We start from the raw sequence: 20,806 nt of genomic DNA, 5'->3' as shown, positions 1-20,806 counted from the left end.
GCGGCGAAATACCACCTTCCCTCAAGCAGCCATCCTTGGAGCGTTGCCGTTCGCCATCCATGGCTCACCTGTAACCCGCCGCGCGATGCCTGTGGGCATCGCACAAGCGCGGCGAAATACCACCTTCCCTCAAGCAGCCATCCTTGGAGCGTTGCCGTTCGCCATCCATGGCTCACCTGCAACCCGTCGCGCGATGCCCGTCGGCATCGCGCAAGCGCGGCGAGTTACAACCAGCCCTTCTGCCGTGCCAGGCGATAGGCCTCGATGCGGTTGCCAACGCCCAGCTTGCCGATCGCCTCGGACAGATAATTGCGCACGGTGCCCTGCGAGAGATTGAGCTGCTGCGCAATCTCGCCCGCCGACTGGCCTTCGCCGGCCAGCCGCAACACCTGACGCTCGCGGTCATTGAGCGGATCAGCTTCCGACCAGGCCTCGACCGCAAGCTGCGGATCGATTGCGCGACCACCGTGATGCACCTTGCGCAGCGCTTCGGCCAATTGCTCGGCCGGCGCATCCTTGAGCAGGTAGCCACCGACTCCGGCATCGAGCGCGCGACGCAGGAAACCCGCACGCGCAAAGGTAGTGACGATCACGACCTTGCAGGCGAGTTCGTGCCGCTGCACGCGCTGCGCCAGTTCCAGCCCGGACAGGCCCGGCATCTCGATGTCGGTGACGAGCAGGTCCGGCTTGAACGCCTGCAGCATGCGCCATGCTTCCTCGCCATCAGCGGCAGCGCCGACCACGTCGATGTCGGACTCGAGCCCGAGCAAGGCCGACAGCGCGCCACGCACCATTGCCTGATCTTCGGCCAGCAGCACACGCATCATTGCAACCACACCTCGGATCTCGTCGGCAAGGCGGGCCTCAAGTACACGCATTGCGGCGGCCAAATGCAATCCGCTGGCCCCGACACCAGCCGGCGTCGCATCCGCTCAGGCGCTGCGCGAGGGTGCGATGCGGGAATCAGCCGCGGTCACGCCCGGCAACGGCACATGCATGTCCAGTCGGGTTCCCTTGCCGCGTTCGGAGTGGACCGACAAATCGCCGCCGAGCCCGCGCAGTCGCTCGCGCATGCCGAGCAGGCCGTTGCCTGGCTCGATCACGGCGCCGCGCCCGTCATCACTGATCGACAGACAAACGACCCCATCCTGTGCGCTCAGGCGGATCGTTGCGCGGCTCGCACGCGCATGGCGCTGGATGTTGGTGACCGCCTCGCGCACCGCGAGCGCGAGCACGGTTTCGACCTCGGGCGTGAGGCCGACGTCATCGAGGTGGTAATCGAGCCGCACGTCGCCCGACTCGAGCAAGAGGCGCGCCGAGGCGAGTTCGGCGGCGAGACCCGCGGCGCGGATGCCACTGACCGCGCGGCGCACTTGGGCCAGCGCATCGCGCGCGACGCGCTCGACTTCGACGATTTCGCGTTGCGCCGCCTGCGCGTCGCGCTCGAACAGCCGTGCTGCAAGCTCCGACTTGAGCGTGATCAATGACAGGGTGTGTCCAAGCAGGTCGTGCAAGTCGCGGCCGATGCGCTCGCGCTCGGCGAGCGCGCCGAGACGGCGGATTTCCTCGTTGCTGAGCTTGAGCTCGGCCTGGCGCAGATCCTTCTCGCGCTGGAAATAATTTGCCAGCGTGATCGCCGTGGCGAGGAAGAAGGTGATGCCCGCGATCAGGATCACGTAGCGTTGCGGAAAGCCGATCAGGCTCATTTCGATGAAATACAGCAAGGTCACCGCGGCGATCGTGGTGATGATTTCGCGCGGCGCGATGCCTGCGTGGGGCAGCACGATCGCGGCATAGATCAGATAGGTATTGGCCCCGGGGTTGACCGGCGTTAGCAGCAGCCCCAGCAGCGCCATCATCGCGCCACAGGCCAGCAGCGCACGGCCCTTGAGCCGAAATTGCAGGAAATACAGTGGCAGGAACGCGATCAGGCTGAGCAAGGTCCACCACAGCCAGTCGTTGCCCTGCGCATTGGCCCAGTTGGCGAACAGGAAGAACAGATAGAGCAGGCTCCACAGCGGCGTCATGCCCAGTTCCGCATGATCGGGCCCGATCAGCGCCTGCCAGTGTGCCTTCAATGCGCCGCGATCTGTGTGCTGCATCTGCCTGCTCCCGATGGTCTCGATCATACGCCCGCGCTGACCGCAATCAGCCACGCGCCAGACGCCGACGCGCAAGGACGAGAAACAACCCCGTGATGCCCGCAAGGACCACGACATGACCGATCATCGAACCCGAGTTCGGCTGACCGACGGCTGCATAGGCAAGCTGACCCAGATGCCAGGCCGGCCACAGCACCGCGACATCCTGCAAGACTTTCGGCAGCAGCATCAACGGCAGCCACAGGCCGGAAAGGAAGGACATCGGCAGGAACACGAGATTGATGATCGCCGGCGCCGCCTGTGCGCTGACCATGCTGCCGATCAGCAGACCGATCGCACAGAATGGCAGCACGCCGAGCACTTCGACCGCGAACAGCAGCGCCCATGAGGACAGCGGCAGACGCACGCCGCCGAGCGTGACCGCGATCAGCGCAAGGATCAGCCCCACCAGCAGCGCGAACAGCATCGCCATCGCCAGCTTGGCGAGCAGATAGGCGCCCGGTGGCATCGGCATCGCGCGTCGCCACCGCAACCAACCGCTGTCGCGGTCGCTCGCCACCGAGGCACCGAAGCCGAACAGGCCCGGCGCCATCACGCCGAACACGCCGTAGCCGGCGAGCATGTACACCGCGGGAATGAAGCCGCCGCTGACCGTGCCGCGGTTCATCACCACGCCGAACAGCAGATAGAACATGGCCGGAAACAACAGGGTCGGGATGCAGAACATCGGCGTGCGCAGCAGGCGCAGGAACTCGTGGCGCGCCTCGAGCAGATACAAGCGCGCGATCGGCGGCGCTGGCGCGGCGGGCACGGATTGCGAATCGATCAAGGTGACGGACATAGGCTGGCTCCGGTGCGGCGCTGCGCGATCAGGCGGCGGCGCGGGTGATTTCGACGAAGGCTTCGGCCAATCCGGCCCGCTCGACTTCCAGTTCATGCAAGGCGGGATCGGCGGCGAACAAGGCGCGCACCACCGGTTCGGCGAGATCGGTGACGATCTCGATGCGCACGCCGTCGCGCGCGGCGCTGCGCACCTGTGGCCAAGCGGCGATCACGGCGACATCGAGCGTGCTGATGCAGCGGATGCGCTTCTGCGCCACCCGCGCACGCACCTGCGCCACACTGCCCTGCGCGACGATGCGGCCATTCGCGAGCACGGCCACGCTGTCGGCAAGCGCCTCGGCTTCCTCGAGATAGTGCGTCGTCAGCACCACGGCCGTGCCGTCGGCAACCAGTGTGCGGATCGTCTGCCACATGATCGAACGCGCCTCGATATCCAGGCCCACGGTCGGCTCATCGAGAAACAAGAGGCGCGGGCGACCGCAGATCGCCAGCGCAAATTGCACGCGACGCCGCTGTCCGCCCGAGAGCTTGCCGTAACGGCGCTCGAGCAAACCATCGAGCCCGGCCATGCGCACGCATTGCTCGAGCGTCAGCGCATGCGCATAGGCAGCGCAGGTCTGCGTCAGGAGCTCGCGCACCTTCAGCGTGTCGGGCAGTCCGGCGTCCTGCAGCATCACACCGATATGACGGCGCGCCGCGAGCGCGTGTGGTGCCTGGCCGAACAGGCGCACGCTGCCAGCATCGGGCTCGAACAAACCCAGGGCCAGGGCGATCGCAGTCGTCTTGCCGGCGCCATTGGGGCCGAGCAGTGCGAGCAAGGTGCCAGGCCGTACGGCAAGGTCGAGGGAATCGAGCGCCAGGATCGCGCCATAGCGCTTGTTGGCGGCGGCGAACTCGAGCACGGCAACGGATTTCATGAGGCCACCCGGCGTTGGAACCATGGAGCCACTTTGCCCACATGCGTTGCGGTACTGCAGAAACAGGCATCAACCATCGACCATGACGCTTGTCATCCGGCGCACGGGGTACCGGGCACTTGGGCGGAGTGTTACAATGACGGCCACTTATCCCTTTCAAATCAACGTCCAAACCGCCGTGCTCGCAACCTGACAGGGGCGGGCACGCTGCGTTTTCAGGAGGCACCATGAACCCGATGCTGGCCAAGCTGCACGAGATGCGCACGTTCGACGAGGGTGCGTTGCGCACGGTCGGGCTGCCAGACGAGGCGATCGAACGCTTCCTCGCCAGCGACCCCGCGCTGACCGAGGCGATCGACGAGGCCTACGCGGCGCATCTGGCCCTGCGTTCGTGCATGTCCGATTTCCTGCACCTGGACGAAGCCACCCAGATCGCACGCACGCAGGCTGATTTCATCAATTTCTATCCCGACGATGGCGTCAATCCCTATGTCGCCCTCGCCGCCCACGGCCCCTGGCTGGTGACGCTCAAGGGCGCGGTGGTCTATGACGCCGGCGGCTACGGCATGCTCGGTCTCGGCCACGCACCCAAGGAAATCCTCAAGGTGATGTCGCGGCCGCAGGTGATGGCCAACGTGATGACGCCCAACCTGTCGCAGCTTCGTTTCGGCGCGGCGATGAAGAAGGAGATCGGCCAGAGCCGCGGCGCTTGTCCGTACACCCACTTCCTGTGCCTGAACTCAGGCTCGGAATCGGTGACGCTCGCCGCCCGCATCATCGACGTCAATGCCAAGCTCATGACCGATGCCGGCGGCCGCCATGCCGGTCGCGCGGTCAAGCGGCTCGCGGTCAAGGGCGCGTTCCATGGCCGCACCGAGCGGCCAGCGCTGTATTCGGATTCCTCGCGCAAGACTTACGAGGCGCAGCTCGCCAGCTATCGTGACGAGCACAGCGTTATCACCGTCGAACCCTACAACGTCACCCAGCTCAAGCAGGCCTTTGCCGATGCCGACAAGCACGGCTGGTTCATCGAGGCGATGTTCATCGAGCCGGTGATGGGCGAAGGCGACCCGGGCCGTGGTGTCACCCCCGAGTTCTACGCCGCTGCCCGCGAGCTCACGCGCGCCCACGGCAGCCTGCTGCTGATCGATTCGATCCAGGCCGGGCTGCGCGCCCATGGCGTGCTTTCGATCGTCGATTACCCGGGCTTCGAAAAGCTCGATGCACCCGACATGGAAACCTATTCCAAGGCACTCAACGCCGGCCAGTATCCGATGTCGGTGCTCGCGGTCGGCGAGCGTGCTGCCGGGCTCTATCGCAAGGGCATCTACGGCAACACGATGACGACCAATCCGCGCGCGCTCGACGTCGCGCTCACGGTGCTCAAGTCACTCACGCCCGAACTGCGCGACAACATCCGTGCGCGCGGTGCCGAGTTCATCACCAAGCTCAATCAGCTCAAGAGCGAGCTGCCCGGCCTGATCACCAAGGTGCAGGGCACGGGCCTGCTGTTCTCCTGCGAGCTTTCGGCCGATTTCAAGTGCTACGGTACCGCCAGCACCGAGGAATGGATGCGCGAGCACGGCTATGGCGTGATCCATGGCGGCGTCAACTCATTGCGCTTCACGCCGCATTTCGCGATCAGCGAAGCCGAAGTCAACCTGCTCGTCGACGGCGTGCGTCGCGCCCTGGTCGAAGGCCCGCGCAAGGCGCAGGCGCAGGCGGCCTGAAGCGGCACCTGCAGAGCGCTTTTTGTCAGCAAGGCGACAGGGTCCGCAACGGCCCCTGTCCGAACGATCGGCGCGCGATCGAGCGCGCCTGAATCGGTGACAACCCCGGCGTCAAAATCCGTTTCCGAGCGCTGCGCACACCACGCTGCGCAGTAGACTGCGCCGCACCGATGCCGGTGCATCGGCTCATCCACCCGGAGGGATTGCCACCATGCTTCGCAAGACTTCACTGCTTGCCCTGGCCCTGACACTTGCCTTTGGCGCAGGCGCCGCCATGGCGCGTGACACTGCCGCTGCCAACAACACCAAGACGCTGACGCCACAGCAACAACGCATGGCCGACTGCAACAAGCAGGCTGCCGGCAAGGCAGGCGACGAGCGCAAGGGCTTCATGAGTTCCTGTCTCAAGGGTGAAACGCCCGCCGCGAGCGCCAAGCAGACGCAGCAGGAAAAGATGAAGACCTGCAACGCCGACGCCAGCGCCAAGAAGCTCAAGGGCGCCGACCGCAGGACCTTCATGAGTACCTGCCTGCGTGGCGACACAGCCACACCCTGAGCGACACCGCAGCACCCTCACGGGCACCTCGGCGCAGGCCGGCGTGCCCTTTTTTGTGCGCCCATGCCGGGCGCACAAAAAAACGGCCGGCGAATGCCGGCCGTTCAATGATCAAGCCAAGGCGATGGCTCAGAACGTGTAGCGCACGGTCACCAGCACCGACCAACGCTGCGACGGGTTGAACGACTCGTTCACCGGCAGGCCGCTGGGCGCGTAGTGCCCGCCATGGACCTGGCGATCGATGTTGTAGATGTAGCGACCCGTGGTCGGATCGACTCCGGCGAAATCACCGAGGTTGCGCGTGAGCGGGAAGTCGGCGCGATGCTCGACGCCCCAATCCTTGTTGATGAGATTGCCGAGGTTGAAGATGTCGAAGCGGATCTCGCCCTTGGCACCACTCGGGAACAGACCCGGGATCTCCTGACGGAAGCTCAGGTCGATCTGGTTGACCCACGGTGCGCGCGCGCCATTGCGCTTGAAGGCACGGCCCTTGTAGCGGCTCAGGTATTCATCGTTGTTGATGTAGTTCATGAATTCCTGGCGCTGCTCGGCGGTCGAGTTCCCGGCGAACATCACGTCATCGAGGCCGCGCGGGATATAGGCGAGATCACGTGACAGGGTATCGCCATTGGCATCGTTGCCGAACACCCAGCTGTAGGGCGTGCCGGAGTGGCCGTCGAAGAAGGTGCTGATCTGGGTGGCATAGTCACCGAAGAAATTGTGCTGCCAGCTCAGCGAGGCGATCACGCGGCGCGGCACCGAATAGTTCGAAGTCGACTCTTCGGCGTCATTCGGATTGAACATCGCGCGGTACTGATAACTCGAGAACGCGACACTCGAGGTGCCCGGATTGACTTCGGTCGCGCGACTGGTGGTGAAGGCCAGCATGCCTGACCAGTTGTCGGCGAAGGGTTTGCGCAGCGACAGCGTCAACGCTTCGGACTCGCCCTTGTTGGTATTGGTGAGATAGATCAGGTTGCCGAACGACGGATTGGCATTCCAGCGACCCGGGTTGCTGCTGCCCGGTGCGGCATCGGGGTTCTTGAAGTAGCTGTAACGGCCATCGGGAAGCAGGCCGGTCGGTTCGCCGAGGTTGAGGTTCTTGTACTGCACCGCCTTGTTGACATCGAGGCGCTCATAGTCGGCGGTCGCCACCAGGCCCAGCCACGGCAGTTCACGATCGAAACCGAGCGTGATCTTGGTGACGGTGGGCAGCTGGAAGTTCTTGTCGACGAGATCGACACCCATCTGCGAACGTCCCAGTCCCGGCGGGGTGAGCGTGCCACCCGGCAGGTTCTGGTGACTGGGGTCGGCACTGAACTCCGGATCGGTCGGCGTGCGCAGGCGATTGACATCGTACTGGGCCACCGCAACACCGTTGTTGGAATACGGATTGGCCATCCACACGCCCGGCGTGTTGGAGATGAACTGGCCGATGCCGCCACGCAACTGGGTCAGACGCTCGGTGTCGAAGGCGTAATTGAAGGACACGCGTGGCTGCAATACCGCGGCCGAGACACGATCGGTATTCTTGATGCCGAATCCACCGACGGCCGCGTTCGGATTGCTGGTCGAAGCCTGCAGGCCGCAGACCCCGAAATTGCCGGTGGTGCCCGGCGCGGCGGCGACGCACGGATTCTCGGTCGGCGAGGGCGACATGTGCGGCATGTCGTAACGCAGGCCGTACATCAGCGAGAAGCGATCGGTCGCCTGCCAGGTGTCCTGCAGGAACAGGCCCCACTGCTGCATGTCGTAAATGGCAGCGACGTTGCCCAAGGTATAGCCGGGCGCGGGCTGGGCCAGACGATAGCGGCGATAGGTGCCGCTGGCGAAATCATCGATCGAGTTGAACTCGTACTGGCCGAAATAGCGCTGCAGGAACAGGTTGTAGTAGCTGTCCTTCTGGAAATCCGCACCCGCCTTGATGGTGTGGTCGCCGAGGAACCAGTTGCCGGCGAAATAGCCGTTCCAGGTCTTCACGCCAAGCACATTGGCCTGACTGGAATATTCGGAACCAAACCTGACGGCCGTACCGCTGTCAGCGCCAGTCGTGCGCACGGTGATCTCCGGCGTATGCTGGCCGTTGAGCGGACCGCGCACCTGGTCGAACTTGTTGTAGCTGACCGAGGCTTCGGTCGAGAACGTGCTGGTCCAATCGTCGTAGAAATTGAGTGCGAAGCTGTCGTTGGTCTTGTTGAACAGATACCAGTTGCTCGACAAGGTGAGCAAGTTGGATGAGCCCTGCACGATGATCGGCTCGTCTTCCTTGGTGCGGCTGGCGCGGAAGCTCAGACGATGGAAATCGTTGATGTTCCAATCGATCTTGCCGAGCACGCGCTTGCTGGTGAGATCAAGATTGGAAGCCTTGGTCGAGCCTGCGTCGATACCGTAACCCGAGGCGATGCTGGTGATCTGATCAACCTGTTCCTGGGTCAGATCGCGCACGATGTTGGTAGCGCCCGAGCCTTCAGGGCCCCAGACTGCGCCAGGCGCCTTGTTCTTGCTTTCCTCGAGCGAGAGGAAGAAGAACAGGGTGTCCTTGATGATCGGACCACCGAGGGTCGCACCCGCGGTGTACTTGCTGGTCCAGCCGGTCCAGTCGTTGCCGGCTTCATTTTCGCCGGTGAGGTCCTTGGCATTGGTGTAGGAGTAGTAGGCAGACCCGTGGAATTCGTTGGTGCCGCTCTTGGTCACCGCATTGACGGTCGCGCCCACGCCGCGACGCTGTGAAACGTCGTAATTGGCGGTGGTGATGTTGTATTCCTCGATCGCGTCGGGCGAGATCGGCGAACCCTTGGTCGGCAGGCCGTTGTCGTTGAGACCGAACGGGTCGCCGGCGTTGACCGTGTCGACGGTGATCGAGTTGTAGCGGAAGTTCTGGCCCATCGCCGAGAACGCGCCACGGTCACGATCGGTGACGACGATGCGCGGATCGGCGCGCACGACGTTCTGGATCGAGCGATCCGGCTGCGGCATCGCCACCAGGGCGCGCTGCGACAGATTGGTGCTGATGCCCTTGTTGTCCGACTGGAAGGTCGCGCCCGGGGCAACGCCGGTGACAACGATGCTCTCGAGCTGCTGGGCCGTGCCCACGGTGAGGTTGAGCGTCGCCTCCTCGGCCAGCTTGAGATAGAGATCCTTCTGGTCCGCCGCTTCGCCATGGTCGCCGGAAGCCTTGACTTCGAACGGACCGCCCACGCGCAGACCCTGCACCGAGTAGCGGCCATTGGCGTCGGTCATGACCGTGCGCGAGGTACCCGACGGCACATGGATGATCTCGACCGTGGCGCCGGCAACAGGCTGGCCGGAAGCATTGACGATGCGCCCGCTCAACGCCGACGAAGTGTTCTGTCCATATGCGGTGGATACGGCAAGCAAGGAGCCGATCACAAAAGGCAGCAGCCGCATGCGGAAATGCGTTTTCATTGTGAGTCCCTCGAAATGAGCCAAAAAAATAACCACTGGGCGGTCGCGCCGCGTGGCGGACCGTCAATCAGATCGTGATGAGTCGCCAACCCCCCGGGGCCACGTGGCCTGGCGGACCCCGTGACAAAACCGTTAACCCGAGTTTAACAGGGTTGAATGACAGTAATCTAACAAGCTGGGCGTGTTGCGAAGGCGCCGATCCGCGGCGCCCGACCCGCTCGCGCCTCGGCCGCCGGCATCCCATGCACCGCCGGGCAGGTCGCTGCCGGCGCAAGCTTCCGTCTTGATGATTCCCGTCCCAGCCGTTCGGCAAACATTCTCGGAACTTGCGCGCTGATCGGCGCATGTTTGACGGCCGCATCGATATGCGCCATCCGCCAACCCTCCTCCCGCACGCGGGTTCTTGCGCCCACGACCGGGCGGCGCCTTCCCCGCAAGGTGGTCATTCCGGCGCAGCCTGCCGGAGGGCATCGGCTGCCCATCCAGCGGCGCACCACCCCGCCCGTCTCGGTGTGAGCGGATTCAGCGCATCCGCAAATAGGCGACCACGCCATCGAGAAACATCTGTACCGACAACGCGACCAGCAGCATGCCCATGAGACGCTCGAGCGCGGTGAGCACGCTGCGACCAAGCCAACGGTAGAGATAGGTCGAGGACATCAGGATCACCGCCGTCGCCAGCCAGGCGAGGAAGAGGGCAACGCTCCAATCGGCGGCGCGACCTGGATTGCCGTTGGCAAGCAACATCACCGCAGCCATCGCCGAAGGTCCGGCCACGCCGGGGATCGCCATGGGCACGATGAAGGGCTCACCCTGCACGTCACCGAACACGCCACCGCTTTTGGGCGGAAAGATCATGCGCACGCCGATCAGGAACAGCACGATGCCGCCGGCGATGCCTACCGATTCTTCCTTGAGCTGGAGCAGTTGCAGCAGATAGCGGCCGCCGAACAGGAACACGAACAGAACGACCAGCGCGATCACCAGCTCGCGCGCCAGCACCAGCCGCCGCCGCTCCGGCGCCACGTTCTTGAGCAAGCTCAGGAACAGCGGCACGTTGCCGAGCGGGTCCATGATCAGGAACAGCATCATGCCGGCCGACAAGGTGCTCATCGAAGGTTCCACGCTGACCTCACCCGGATTGTGCTGCGAGACGGGCGGCGATCGTGACGTGAGCAGCCCCGCTTGCGCAAGATTGCCGTCGCTTCCCGTGATCCGGTGCCAGTCCCGGCGCGCCGCGGACCTCAGTCACGCAAGTCGAGGGTTCTGCCGCGCAAATCCAGCGCTGCCGGCCCGAGCAGCCAAGCCAAGGCCGCGCCGGCAGCGGTGGGATCGGGCTGGGCCATCGTGTCTTCGCCGTAATACGCCGCTCGCCGCAAGGCCGTTCGCAGTGGCGGCGGCAGCAAGGCGTGGGTACGCACGGGAGAGTTCTCGGTTTCCTCGTGGATGATCGAAGCCAGCCCCTGCAGGGCCTGCTTGGCCACGCCGTAGGATCCCCAATAGGCCTTGCCGATACGCAGCGGGTCGTCAAACACGAACACGATGGCGGCATCATCCGCCGCGGCAAGCAGAGGCAGACAGGCCTGGCTCAGCCACAGCGGCGCGGTCACGTTGACATGCTGCGCGCGCGCCCACTCCAGCGGTTCGATCTGCACGAACGGCTGCAAGGTGTTGAAGTGCGCCGCGCAATGGGCGATGCCATCGAGCCGCCCGAATTCACGTTCGATCGTGCCGGCAAGCTCGGCGTAGTCGCCGGGCGTCGCGCCCTCCAGATCGAGCGGATAGATCGCCGGCGCCGAATCGCCCGCCTGCGCCACCTCGTCATGCACACGCTCGAGCGCGCGCAGCTTGCGCCCCAGCAGGATCACGCTGGCCCCCGCTTGCGCGGCCGCAATCGCCGTTGCGCGCCCGAGCCCGCCGGTCGCGCCGGTGACGAGGATCACCCGCTCGCGCAACGAACTCGGCGCGGGCTCGCGATGCGCCTGCGCCACGGCCATCAGATCGAACATGCTCAGGCCTTGTGCGAATCCTGCACCAGCCGCGCCAATTCGCCCGACTGGTACAGATCCAGCGTGATGTCACAGCCGCCGATCAATTCGCCACGGATGAACAACTGCGGAAACGTCGGCCAATTGGAATGGCGCGGCAGGTTGGCGCGTATCTCCGGATCTTCGAGCACGTTGACCGCGTGGTACTGCGCCTCGACGGCATTGAGCGCCTGCACGGTGCGACTGGAGAAACCGCACATCGGGAATTGCGGCGTGCCCTTCATGAACAACACGATCGGATGCTGCGCAAGCGTGGTGTTGATGCGTTCGATGACGTCCATTGCTGACCTGCGTGGGTGGATTGATTGAATCGGCAATCGCCCATGTTAGCACTGCCGTTTCCTGCGCACTGCGCAATTCGTGCCGATGGGCAGCACGGTCAAGAGCCCGTCCGCGCCTGCCTGCTACACTGCAAGACCCCTCTGTCAGCAAGGAGCCAGCATGGCCATCGAACTCCCCCAGTTGCCGTGGGCACGCGACGCGCTCGCCCCGCACATTTCGGCGGAAACCATCGACTTTCACTACGGCAAGCATCACCAGGCCTACGTGACCAATCTCAACAACCAGATCAAGGGCACGGAGTTCGAGAATCTTTCGCTCGAAGAAATCATCCGCAAGGCCAGCGGCGGCATGTTCAACAACGCCGCGCAAATCTGGAATCACAGCTTCTATTGGAACTGCCTCAAGCCCAATGGTGGTGGCGAACCAGACGGACGTCTGGCCGATGCGATCAACAAGGTCTTCGGCGGATTCGCCCAGTTCAAGGAAGAATTCACCAAGACCTCGGTGGGCACCTTTGGCTCTGGCTGGGGCTGGCTGGTGCAGCGTCCCGATGGCGGCCTCGCGCTCGCCAGCACGGCGAATGCCGGCACGCCGATCACCGGCACTGATCGCCCGCTGCTGACCTGCGATGTGTGGGAACACGCCTATTACATCGACTATCGCAATGCGCGGCCGAAGTACGTCGAGGCCTTCTGGAATCTGGTCAACTGGGACTTCGTCGCCAGCCAGATGGCCTGAGGCCGTCACCTGCGCCTGCCGGGACCGCCGCTGCCGTCCCGGCATGGTCGGCGCAGTCAGGCGCTCGCTTGCAGCGCTGCGAGCACTGGCGCCGCCTGCAATTCGCGACCGAGCGCTCGCGCCACGCGCGCGAGTCGCTGCGCCATTTCGGCACCGTCGGCGGCACGCAAGGTGGCATGGCCGACCTTGCGCCCGGCGCGCGGCGACTTGCCGTAGTCATGCCAGTGCGCCCGAGGCTCGGCGAGCACCGGCAGCGCCGATGGCAGTTCGCCGATCCAGTTGAGCATCACCGAAACTCCCAGGGCGGTGGTGTCTCCCAGGGGCAGGCCACAGACTGCACGCAAGTGGTTTTCGAACTGACTGGTCGGCGCACCCTCGATCGTCCAATGTCCCGAGTTGTGCACGCGCGGCGCCATTTCATTGCCGAGCAGACGACCGTCACGGACGAACAATTCGAGCGCAAAGGTGCCGACGTAGTCGAGCTCCTCGGCGATGCGCCGCGCGTGCGCAAATGCGAGCGAAGCGAGTTCTGCGCTGTCGGGCGCCGGCGCGAGACTGGCCGCGAGGATGCCATCGGCATGCCAGTTCTGCGTCAGCGGCCAGGTGCGGAACTGGCCATCGCGAGCGCGCACCGCAACCACCGACAGCTCGCGTTCGAAGGGTACGAACGCCTCCAGGATCGAAGGCGCGCCACCCAGCGCCTGCCACGCCGCATCGACGTCGGCAACCGACTTGAGGCGGAACTGACCCTTGCCGTCATAGCCCAGACGCCGCGTCTTGAGGATTGCGGGCAATCCGATTTCTCCGACCGCACGCAGCAGATCCTCGCGGCTGTCGATTGCGGCAAAGGCGGGCGTCTCGAGGCCGACGCGCTGGAACAGCGTCTTTTCCGCAAGCCGATCTTGCGAAATCGCCAGCGCATGCGGATTGGGGAAAACCTGCGTGCGCTGCGCGAGCCACTGCGCTGTCTGCGCCGGCACGTTCTCGAAATCGAAGGTGGCCACGTCCACGCGCTGCGCGAAATCGGCGAGCGCTTCGAAATCACGCCAGTCCGCACGTACCAGCGGCGCCACCTGGGCGGCGCAGGCATCGGCCACGCTGTCGACGACGAGAAAACGCATGCCCAGTGGCGCACCCGCGAGCGCCAGCATGCGTGCCAGTTGTCCACCACCGAGGATTCCAATGGTCTGCATCGACATTCGACTCAGTGGCAAGGAACGACGCAGGCGCCGGCGTGATCCGATCTTGCGCGCTCCACGCCGCACGTGCGGGACTGGCTCGGCAAATCCATCCGTTTCACCGGTTCAGACCGCTTCACGCGGATCGGAATGTGCCAACACCGCATCGGTCTGCTGCTGGCGATACGCATCCAGCCGCGCAGCGATGCCCACATCGTCCGCGGCAAGCATCGCCGCGGCAAACAGCGCAGCGTTCACCGCACCGGCGCGCCCGATCGCAAAGGTCGCCACCGGCACGCCCGCGGGCATCTGCACGATCGAATAGAGCGAATCGAGGCCGCTCAGCGCCTGCGACTGCACCGGCACGCCCAGCACCGGCACACGGGTCTTGGCCGCGAGCATTCCAGGCAGATGGGCAGCGCCACCCGCGCCGGCGATGATCGCGCTCAGGCCGCTCCCGGCAGCACTGGCGGCATAGGCAAACAGCAGGTCGGGCGTCCGGTGGGCCGACACCACGCGGACCTCGTGTGTGATATCCAGGCGTTCGAGCATTTCGACCGCGTGGCGCATCGTGTCCCAGTCCGAGCGCGAGCCCATGACCACACCAACGCGCCGCCGTGTACCACCTTCATTCATGGTCGCCACGCCCCGAAAAGTTTATTGTAAGGGAATTGCCCCTACCGCGTGGACGGTGCGCCATGAACCCACAGCTGCTCGACATCCTGTGCTGCCCCGTCAGCAAGATGCCCCTGCGCATGCTGCGCAGCGATGAACTGACGGCCATCAACGCATCGCTCGCCCACGACGATCAGGACCACATCGCGCTGACGGCGGGACTGATCACGCGCGATCGACGCACGGCCTACCGCATCGAGGACGACATCCCGGTTCTGCTGGCCGACGAGGCGATCGCAATCGCCGACATCGCCGGGTTCCCGGAGAGCTGAACCGGGTGCCCGTGGCGGTAATGTGACCGCCGTCACATTGCGCTCTCCGTACTGTTTTATGCTGTACAAAGTTGCATGAAAGGCGTGGATCCCTGAACAACCGCCCCAACTCATGACCGCCGCCAAAGACAATCCCAACGTGATCGACCTGCCACAAAGACAGGCTGCGCCCGAGCGTCTCGGCGACCTGCTCAAGCTGGTGCGGAGCGTTTCGCTCAAGCGCATCAACGCACTGGTAGGCACCCTGTTCGAAAACGTCGACGATGCGCTGTTCGACCTTGCCGAACGCGCCGGCAGCAATGCGGTGCAGACCGAGTTCTTCGATGGCATGCGCGAAATCCGCCGCAAACGCCATCTGGTCGAGCGCCTTTTCCACGAACAGGCCAGCAGCGCCTTCACCGCCTTCGCTGAAGGCAAGCCGCAGGCTGCGCAGAGCGAGCCCGCTGCCGTCTCGGTACCGGCAGGTGGACTCAGCTTGGTTGACGATGTCCAGCTCGAAGAATCGCTCGCCGTCAGCAGCATGGTGGCCAAGGCGGAAAATCGCCTGCAACGCACTTTGTATCAGGTCAACCAGCGCCTGTCGGTGATCATCGGCGGCGGCAAGGTCGATGACGCCAACAATCCGATCGGCCCCGGCGTCCTTGCCAATGCTTTCCGCATCGCGGTGCGTGAGTTCGAGGTCAATGTCCAGGTCAAGCTGATCGTCTTCAAGCTGTTCGAGCGTTTCGTCATCGCCGGTCTCGAAGCGGTCTACGACGAAGTCAACATCGAGCTGATTCGCGCCGGCGTCCTTCCGCAGGTGCGCCACACGGTTGCGCGCAATGCGGGCCCGGGCGGTTCAGCGGCGGCAGCGCTCGCCCACGAAGCCGGCATCGAAGGCGACGCTGCCGAAGGCGCGGCACCCAATGACGCGGTTCATGATGCCCTGCAGGCCGAGGTCTATCACACCTTGCGCAGCCTGCTTGCCGGGCGTCGTGGCCAGCAGCGCTACAGCGAACCGGCTGGTGGCGGCTTCAGCGCGACGGATCTGCTCAGTGCCTTGACCTTGCTGCAGGGAAATTCGTTTGCGCCCGTGCGCCAGGACGCGGCTCCGCTCGATGCAAGCCAGATCGTGCAGCAGATCAAGGCCGAACTGTTCGATCAGGTGGGCAGGATTTCCGGCGATGCCAAGGACAAGCGCGTGGCCTCGGCCGACGAGGACACCATCGACCTGGTCGGCATGCTGTTCGAGTACATCCTGCGCGACCGCAATCTGCCGGCTCAGTTGCAGGCCTTGATAGGCCGCTTGCAGATTCCCTACCTCAAGGTCGCGATCCTCGATCGCCATCTGTTTGCACAGAAGGCCCATCCGGCACGGCGCCTGCTCGATTTGCTGGCGGATGCCGGCAAGGGCTGGAGTGAGGAATCCGACCGCGACCATCGGCTGTACGACCAGATCAAGGGCACGGTCGAGTCGGTGCTGCGCGATTTCGATGACGACGTCGGCGTATTCGAGCGCGAACTGACCGCGCTGGGCGACTTCATCGGTCAAAGCCGCAAACGTGCCGATCTTGCCGAGCAGCGGGCCGCCGAAGCGAGCCGCGGGCGCGAGAAATTGCAGGCTGCACGACGTCGCGCGGCCCGTGAGATCCTCTCGCGCATCAGCAACCGTGACCTGCCGCCAATCGTCCACGGCGTGCTGTCGCGGCCGTGGGCAAACTACCTGGTGCTGACGCTGCTGCGCCAGGGCGAAGAGTCCGATGAATGGCGCAATGCCCTGCGTTTCACCGACGAATTCATCTGGAGCGCGCTGCCCAAGACCAATCCCAACGATGCTGCACGTCTGCGCGCGCTGTTGCCACCACTCGAAAAGGCACTGCGCCACGGCTTGGTCACCGTTGCCTACCATGAAACCGACATGCAGAAACTGCTGGCGGATCTGGCGCAGTTCTACGAGCGCATCCTCGCCGGTCAGCAACTGGAAACCAAGAAAGTCGACGAGGTGGTACGCGAGTTCGTGACGCCACCCGCCAGCGCCGAGGCCAAGGCGGATGGAGGCAGCGCGCCGGCAAGCGGGTTGGCAAGCAGTGGCGCGGCGGTGACGCAAAGCCCGGTCGAGGAAGCAGTTCTTGATGGTCACCTGCCGGGTGGCGAGACCGTCGCCGTGGATGGCGATCTCGACGACGAGTTCGTGCGCATGGCCAAGTCGATCAAGGCCGGCACCTGGATCGAGTATCTCGATGACAACGGCACACCCGAACGCGCCAAGCTGTCCTGGATCAGCCCAATCAGCGCGAAATACCTGTTCGTCAACCGGCGCGGCCTGAAGGTCTGCGACAAGACCGTGACCGCGCTCGCTGAGGAATTGCGTGCCGGCACCACCACGATCCTCGAAGAGGTTCCGCTGTTCGACCGCGCGCTTGATGCAATCGTCGCCAAGCTTCGCCATGTGACTGCCGAAAACGCGCCCGATGACGGCGCGGTCGGCGTGGCTCCACCGACCACCCCGTAGCGCCAGCGGGGCTTGCTATCCTGCAGGCCCCAATGCGCTGGCCGCTGCCGTGAATGCATCCACCCTGACGCCTCCTGACGCCGATCTCGTTGCGCGCGATGTACGCCGCGCGCTCGAAGAGGACGTGGGCAAGGGTGACGTCACCGCGGATCTGCTGGCCGCAGGCGCGCGCGCGTCGGCGCGACTGCGCAGTCGTGATGCGGCCGTGCTCTGTGGCCGCGACTGGGCGCAGGCCTGCTTCCTGACCTTCGATCCGCTGGCACGCATCCATTGGCACGCGCAGGATGGCGAGCACGTTGCCGCGGGTAGCGTCTTGTGCCAGGTCGAGGGTGACGCCCGCGCCCTGGTCAGCGCCGAGCGCACGGCGCTCAACTTCCTGCAGACGCTGTCAGCGACGGCAACGACGACGGCAGCCTTCGTCGATGCCGTGCGCGGAACACGCGCGAAGATCCTCGATACGCGCAAAACCATCCCCGGTTTGCGCCTGGCACAGAAGTACGCGGTTCGCGTCGGCGGCGGATTCAACCATCGCATCGGCTTGTTCGATGCCGTGCTGATCAAGGAGAACCACATCGCCGCGGCCGGTTCGATCAGCGCTGCAGTCAGCCGCGCGCGCGCGCTGCATCCCGACCTGCTGATCGAAACCGAGGTGGAAAACTTTCAGGAGCTCCGCGAGGCGCTCGCCGCCGGCGCCGACCGCATCATGCTTGACGAGTTCGAACTCCATGAGCTGGGCCGTGCCGTCGCCGAAACCGCGGGACGTGTTCCGCTCGAAGTATCGGGTTCGGTTTCACTCGACCGTGTGCGCGCGATCGCCGAAACCGGAGTCGACTTCATTTCGATTGGCGCGCTCACCAAGCATGTGCGGGCAATCGACTTGTCGATGCGTATCGACATCGCCGACCGCCCAGCCTGAGCGCAAGGCGTTTTCCAGACGCCCCCCCGAGCGCGCGCCCTGGCAGCGCAGCCAGGTTGGCGCGCTCGGCACACGTTGCATTCAGAAGACCTTGAGGTGATGCAGCACTGCGGCCGCGATTGCGGCGACGATCACGACACCGATCACGATCCACAGGCCGTTGTTGCCGCCCTTGGCCGACGTCGCTGCCGGCACGGTTTCCGGACGGGCGGCTGCCGACTGCTGGCGCGCGTCCATGCCCGGCGCGATGAGCAGGAATCGGATCGTGTCCAGCCGCAACTCGTCGCCCGGCTTGAGCAAGGCGTTCTGCGTGACGCGCTGGTTGCCGATGAAGGTGCCATTGGCCGATCCCAGGTCTTCGACCATGACGCCATCGGCGGTTACCTTGAGCCGCGCGTGCTGGCGTGAAACCTCGTCGGCGGGGATCGAGATGTCGGCATCGGCCTGGCGGCCGATCACCGCGCCACTGGTGACTGCAAAAGTCTTGCCCAAGGTCGGGCCTGATACACCGCGCAGCACGAACTTCGGCAATGCCGCGCGCACGCGCGTACTCGCATCGCGCTCGGCCGAAGGCGCCGTGACCGCGGCCTTGCGACCACCAACCACCGAACAGCCAACGCGTCCGATGACGATGAGGTCGCCGTCCTTGATCGGCGTGGCTGCGGTGACCTGACGACCATTGAGCACGGTTGCCTGTGTCGGATCGAGTGAACGCACGCTGGCTTCTTCGCCGCGCGCCGAAATCTCGCAATGCCTGGGCGCGATCCCGTCGCGATCGATGACCACGTTGCAGGCTGCATCGCGACCGATCGTCACCACGGTCTCACCCAGTTCCAGCGGCGCGTGTTCTCCCCCAGGAAAAACCAGTTTCATCGGACCCTCCAGTGAACGACCACCCAGGGCGGTCACAAACGCCGGCGTGACCCGATGTCACGCCCGGCACCACGACCCGGATTGTACCCAGCTGCGCGCCTTGCGCACGCGCGACTTGCCGACCAGGACGCATGCCCCCACACTGCAACCATGAGTACCACCTTGATCGCCTTGCTTGTGATCGCCAGCCTGGTTTGGGCCTGGATGGATGTCCTGCGCGCGCGCGAGTTCGCGATTGCGCACGGACATCGTCTGTGCGCCGAGGCCGGACTCCAGTTACTCGACCAGAGCGTTGCGGTGCGTCGCGTGCGCCTGGTGTGGCACCAGGGCCTGCCTTCCGTGTTGCGACGCTATGCGTTCGAAGTCAGCGTCGACGGCAGCGACCGCCGTCCCGGACACCTTGAGCTCGAAGGCCATCGATTGATCAGTTGGAGCCTGCCGCTCGCCGTGCCGCCTTCGGAAGCGCCGGCTCGGCCGCTACCGCACCTGACCGTGGTCAATCAGCCCGGTAGTTTCACTTGACGATGCGCAAGTGCGATCGCTTGGGCGGTTCCTCTGGCGCTGGCGCAGGTGGCGGATCGGTCGGTGACGCGCCTTCGGGCTGAAACAGCATGCCTTGGTTGTTCTCTTGGGCGTAGATCGCCAACACCGCCTGCATCGGCACTTGAACACTTTGGCTGACGCCGCCGAAGCGGGCAAGGAAGTGCACGCTGTGATCGTCGATTTCGAATTGACCGACTGCGCGGGCGGCGATGTTGAGGACAACCTTGCCCTCCTTGATCGCACTGGCGGGAACGCGCACACCGTCGACGCCGGCATCGACCAGCAAATGGGGCGTGAGTCCGTTGTCGCTGATCCAGTCGCGCAGCGCCCGCAACAGGTACGGACGATTGGATGTCATTTCGGCGTTGCTCACCGGCAGGCGGTCCCGGCAGGACGCGAACCTGGCCCGCTCATGGCCGCATCGTCCGTTCCTGCGGACTCAGGCTGCGCGCAAAGCCCTGGCTGTGGAAGATCCGTTCGCCGTAGTCGATCACGGGCTGAGCCTCCTTGGGCAATTGCACGCCCAGATGGTCCAGTCGCCAGACCAGCGGTGCAACCGCGCAATCGGCCAGACTGATTTCCGGACTGAGGAAGAAGCGTGAAGCCTTGAAAGCCGGCGCGTTGCGGATCATTTCCTCACGCAAGGTCTTGCGTGCGGCATCAGCGACCTTGCCCCCGGCTTCGATGGCCTCGACCAAGGTCAGCCAGTCGTTCTCGACCCGCACGATCGCCAGCCGCAGGCGCGCCCGTGACAGCGGATCCACCGGCATCAACGGCGGGTGCGGGTAACGCTCGTCGAGGTACTCGCAGATCACCGAGGTGTCGTACAGAACCAGGTCACGATCGACGAGGGTCGGGACGGAATGATAGGGATTGAGCTCAAGCAGATCGGCCGGCGGCGCTGCCAGGTCGACGAGAACGTGGTCGTAGGTCACGCCCTTGGCGGCGAGAGTCATGCGCACACGGTGTCCGTGGACGCAATCCTGAGCCGAATACAATGTCAGAATCGTCCGCGAGCGTTGCGTCAAAGCCATGCCGTCGTCCCCTCTCCAGGCCGTGGCGCCGGAATGTACTACGCGACGGGCGCGCTCGCCTAGAACGCACATCGCGGCGCGCTCAAGCAACTGATTCAAATGGAGAACTTGCCGAGCAAGCAGGGGGCGGACGCGCCGGATTGGCATTCTCCGCGCCTTGAACCCTGTTGTGAATGCGCAAC

Annotated in this window: 20 protein-coding genes; 7 read left to right on the top strand and 13 right to left on the bottom strand. The window is 64.7% G+C overall.

The features are described 5' to 3' along the window. Positions 1-224: 224 nt before the first annotated feature. The 4 genes from KF759_RS03540 to KF759_RS03525 form a co-directional block, all read right to left on the bottom strand. On the bottom strand, positions 225-827 hold the full coding sequence (locus KF759_RS03540) for a response regulator transcription factor (protein WP_291223116.1): 603 nt from the start codon (positions 825-827) through the stop codon (positions 225-227). 105 nt (positions 828-932) lie between these two features. Continuing rightward, on the bottom strand, positions 933-2,102 hold the full coding sequence (locus tag KF759_RS03535) for a sensor histidine kinase (protein WP_291223018.1): 1,170 nt from the start codon (positions 2,100-2,102) through the stop codon (positions 933-935). Between the two features lie 46 nt (positions 2,103-2,148). Continuing rightward, positions 2,149-2,943 carry an ABC transporter permease gene (locus KF759_RS03530; RefSeq protein WP_291223017.1) on the bottom strand — a complete coding sequence of 265 codons (795 nt, stop codon included), beginning with the start codon at positions 2,941-2,943 and terminating at the stop codon, positions 2,149-2,151. 28 nt (positions 2,944-2,971) lie between these two features. Then, a complete protein-coding gene (locus KF759_RS03525; RefSeq protein WP_291223016.1) occupies positions 2,972-3,862 on the bottom strand; it encodes an ABC transporter ATP-binding protein in 891 nt (296 codons plus the stop codon). Positions 3,863-4,098: 236 nt separating this feature from the next. Between KF759_RS03525 and KF759_RS03520 the strand changes: the two genes are divergently transcribed. Further along, positions 4,099-5,592 (top strand): aminotransferase class III-fold pyridoxal phosphate-dependent enzyme, encoded by a 1,494-nt coding sequence (locus KF759_RS03520; protein ID WP_291223115.1) that lies wholly within the window; start codon positions 4,099-4,101, stop codon positions 5,590-5,592. Between the two features lie 274 nt (positions 5,593-5,866). After that, complete coding sequence (locus KF759_RS03515) at positions 5,867-6,148, top strand: PsiF family protein (RefSeq protein WP_291223114.1); 282 nt, start codon at positions 5,867-5,869, stop codon at positions 6,146-6,148. Between the two features lie 129 nt (positions 6,149-6,277). Here the strand turns inward: KF759_RS03515 and KF759_RS03510 are convergent, their stop codons facing one another. The 4 genes from KF759_RS03510 to grxD form a co-directional block, all read right to left on the bottom strand. After that, positions 6,278-9,574 carry a TonB-dependent receptor gene (locus KF759_RS03510; protein WP_291223015.1) on the bottom strand — a complete coding sequence of 1,099 codons (3,297 nt, stop codon included), beginning with the start codon at positions 9,572-9,574 and terminating at the stop codon, positions 6,278-6,280. A gap of 522 nt (positions 9,575-10,096) precedes the next feature. Then, positions 10,097-10,687, bottom strand: a complete 591-nt coding sequence (locus KF759_RS03505) for a YhgN family NAAT transporter (RefSeq protein ID WP_291223014.1) — start codon at positions 10,685-10,687, stop codon at positions 10,097-10,099. A 131-nt stretch (positions 10,688-10,818) separates the two neighbouring features. After that, positions 10,819-11,583 carry an SDR family NAD(P)-dependent oxidoreductase gene (locus tag KF759_RS03500; protein WP_291223013.1) on the bottom strand — a complete coding sequence of 255 codons (765 nt, stop codon included), beginning with the start codon at positions 11,581-11,583 and terminating at the stop codon, positions 10,819-10,821. A 2-nt stretch (positions 11,584-11,585) separates the two neighbouring features. After that, a complete protein-coding gene (grxD, locus tag KF759_RS03495; RefSeq protein ID WP_291223012.1) occupies positions 11,586-11,903 on the bottom strand; it encodes a Grx4 family monothiol glutaredoxin in 318 nt (105 codons plus the stop codon). Positions 11,904-12,063: 160 nt separating this feature from the next. Between grxD and KF759_RS03490 the strand changes: the two genes are divergently transcribed. After that, the gene (locus KF759_RS03490; RefSeq protein WP_291223011.1) at positions 12,064-12,642 is read left to right on the top strand and encodes a Fe-Mn family superoxide dismutase; all 579 of its coding nucleotides are present in this window, start codon (positions 12,064-12,066) and stop codon (positions 12,640-12,642) included. A 56-nt stretch (positions 12,643-12,698) separates the two neighbouring features. Here the strand turns inward: KF759_RS03490 and KF759_RS03485 are convergent, their stop codons facing one another. Both KF759_RS03485 and purE read right to left on the bottom strand, forming a co-directional pair. Next, positions 12,699-13,835 carry a 5-(carboxyamino)imidazole ribonucleotide synthase gene (locus KF759_RS03485; protein WP_291223010.1) on the bottom strand — a complete coding sequence of 379 codons (1,137 nt, stop codon included), beginning with the start codon at positions 13,833-13,835 and terminating at the stop codon, positions 12,699-12,701. A 111-nt stretch (positions 13,836-13,946) separates the two neighbouring features. Further along, positions 13,947-14,456 carry a 5-(carboxyamino)imidazole ribonucleotide mutase gene (gene purE / locus KF759_RS03480; protein ID WP_291223009.1) on the bottom strand — a complete coding sequence of 170 codons (510 nt, stop codon included), beginning with the start codon at positions 14,454-14,456 and terminating at the stop codon, positions 13,947-13,949. A gap of 62 nt (positions 14,457-14,518) precedes the next feature. Between purE and KF759_RS03475 the strand changes: the two genes are divergently transcribed. From KF759_RS03475 to nadC, 3 genes are all read left to right on the top strand, one after another. Next, positions 14,519-14,767 (top strand): Trm112 family protein, encoded by a 249-nt coding sequence (locus KF759_RS03475; RefSeq protein WP_291223008.1) that lies wholly within the window; start codon positions 14,519-14,521, stop codon positions 14,765-14,767. Between the two features lie 112 nt (positions 14,768-14,879). Further along, a complete protein-coding gene (locus KF759_RS03470) occupies positions 14,880-17,258 on the top strand; it encodes a DUF1631 domain-containing protein (RefSeq protein ID WP_291223007.1) in 2,379 nt (792 codons plus the stop codon). A gap of 49 nt (positions 17,259-17,307) precedes the next feature. Continuing rightward, positions 17,308-18,174 (top strand): carboxylating nicotinate-nucleotide diphosphorylase, encoded by an 867-nt coding sequence (nadC, locus tag KF759_RS03465; RefSeq protein WP_291223006.1) that lies wholly within the window; start codon positions 17,308-17,310, stop codon positions 18,172-18,174. 81 nt (positions 18,175-18,255) lie between these two features. Here nadC and KF759_RS03460 read toward each other — a convergent pair whose 3' ends face one another. Next, entirely contained in the window at positions 18,256-19,047 is a 792-nt protein-coding gene (locus KF759_RS03460; protein WP_291223005.1) for an FHA domain-containing protein, read from the bottom strand. Between the two features lie 150 nt (positions 19,048-19,197). On the opposite strand from KF759_RS03460, the gene KF759_RS03455 reads away from it, so the two are divergent. Continuing rightward, a complete protein-coding gene (locus KF759_RS03455) occupies positions 19,198-19,569 on the top strand; it encodes a DUF3301 domain-containing protein (protein ID WP_291223004.1) in 372 nt (123 codons plus the stop codon). Here the strand turns inward: KF759_RS03455 and KF759_RS03450 are convergent. Together KF759_RS03450 and KF759_RS03445 are read right to left on the bottom strand one after the other, a co-directional pair. After that, a complete protein-coding gene (locus KF759_RS03450; RefSeq protein WP_291223003.1) occupies positions 19,562-19,948 on the bottom strand; it encodes a ClpXP protease specificity-enhancing factor in 387 nt (128 codons plus the stop codon). The genes KF759_RS03455 and KF759_RS03450 overlap by 8 nt on opposite strands. Before the next feature lie 52 nt (positions 19,949-20,000). Beyond that, the gene (locus KF759_RS03445) at positions 20,001-20,624 is read right to left on the bottom strand and encodes a glutathione S-transferase N-terminal domain-containing protein (protein ID WP_291223002.1); all 624 of its coding nucleotides are present in this window, start codon (positions 20,622-20,624) and stop codon (positions 20,001-20,003) included. Positions 20,625-20,806: the final 182 nt, after the last annotated feature.

Source organism: Dokdonella sp., from assembly GCF_019634815.1.
In the GTDB taxonomy this organism is placed as follows: Bacteria; Pseudomonadota; Gammaproteobacteria; order Xanthomonadales; family Rhodanobacteraceae; genus Dokdonella_A.
This window is presented reverse-complemented; position numbering and strand designations above follow the sequence as displayed.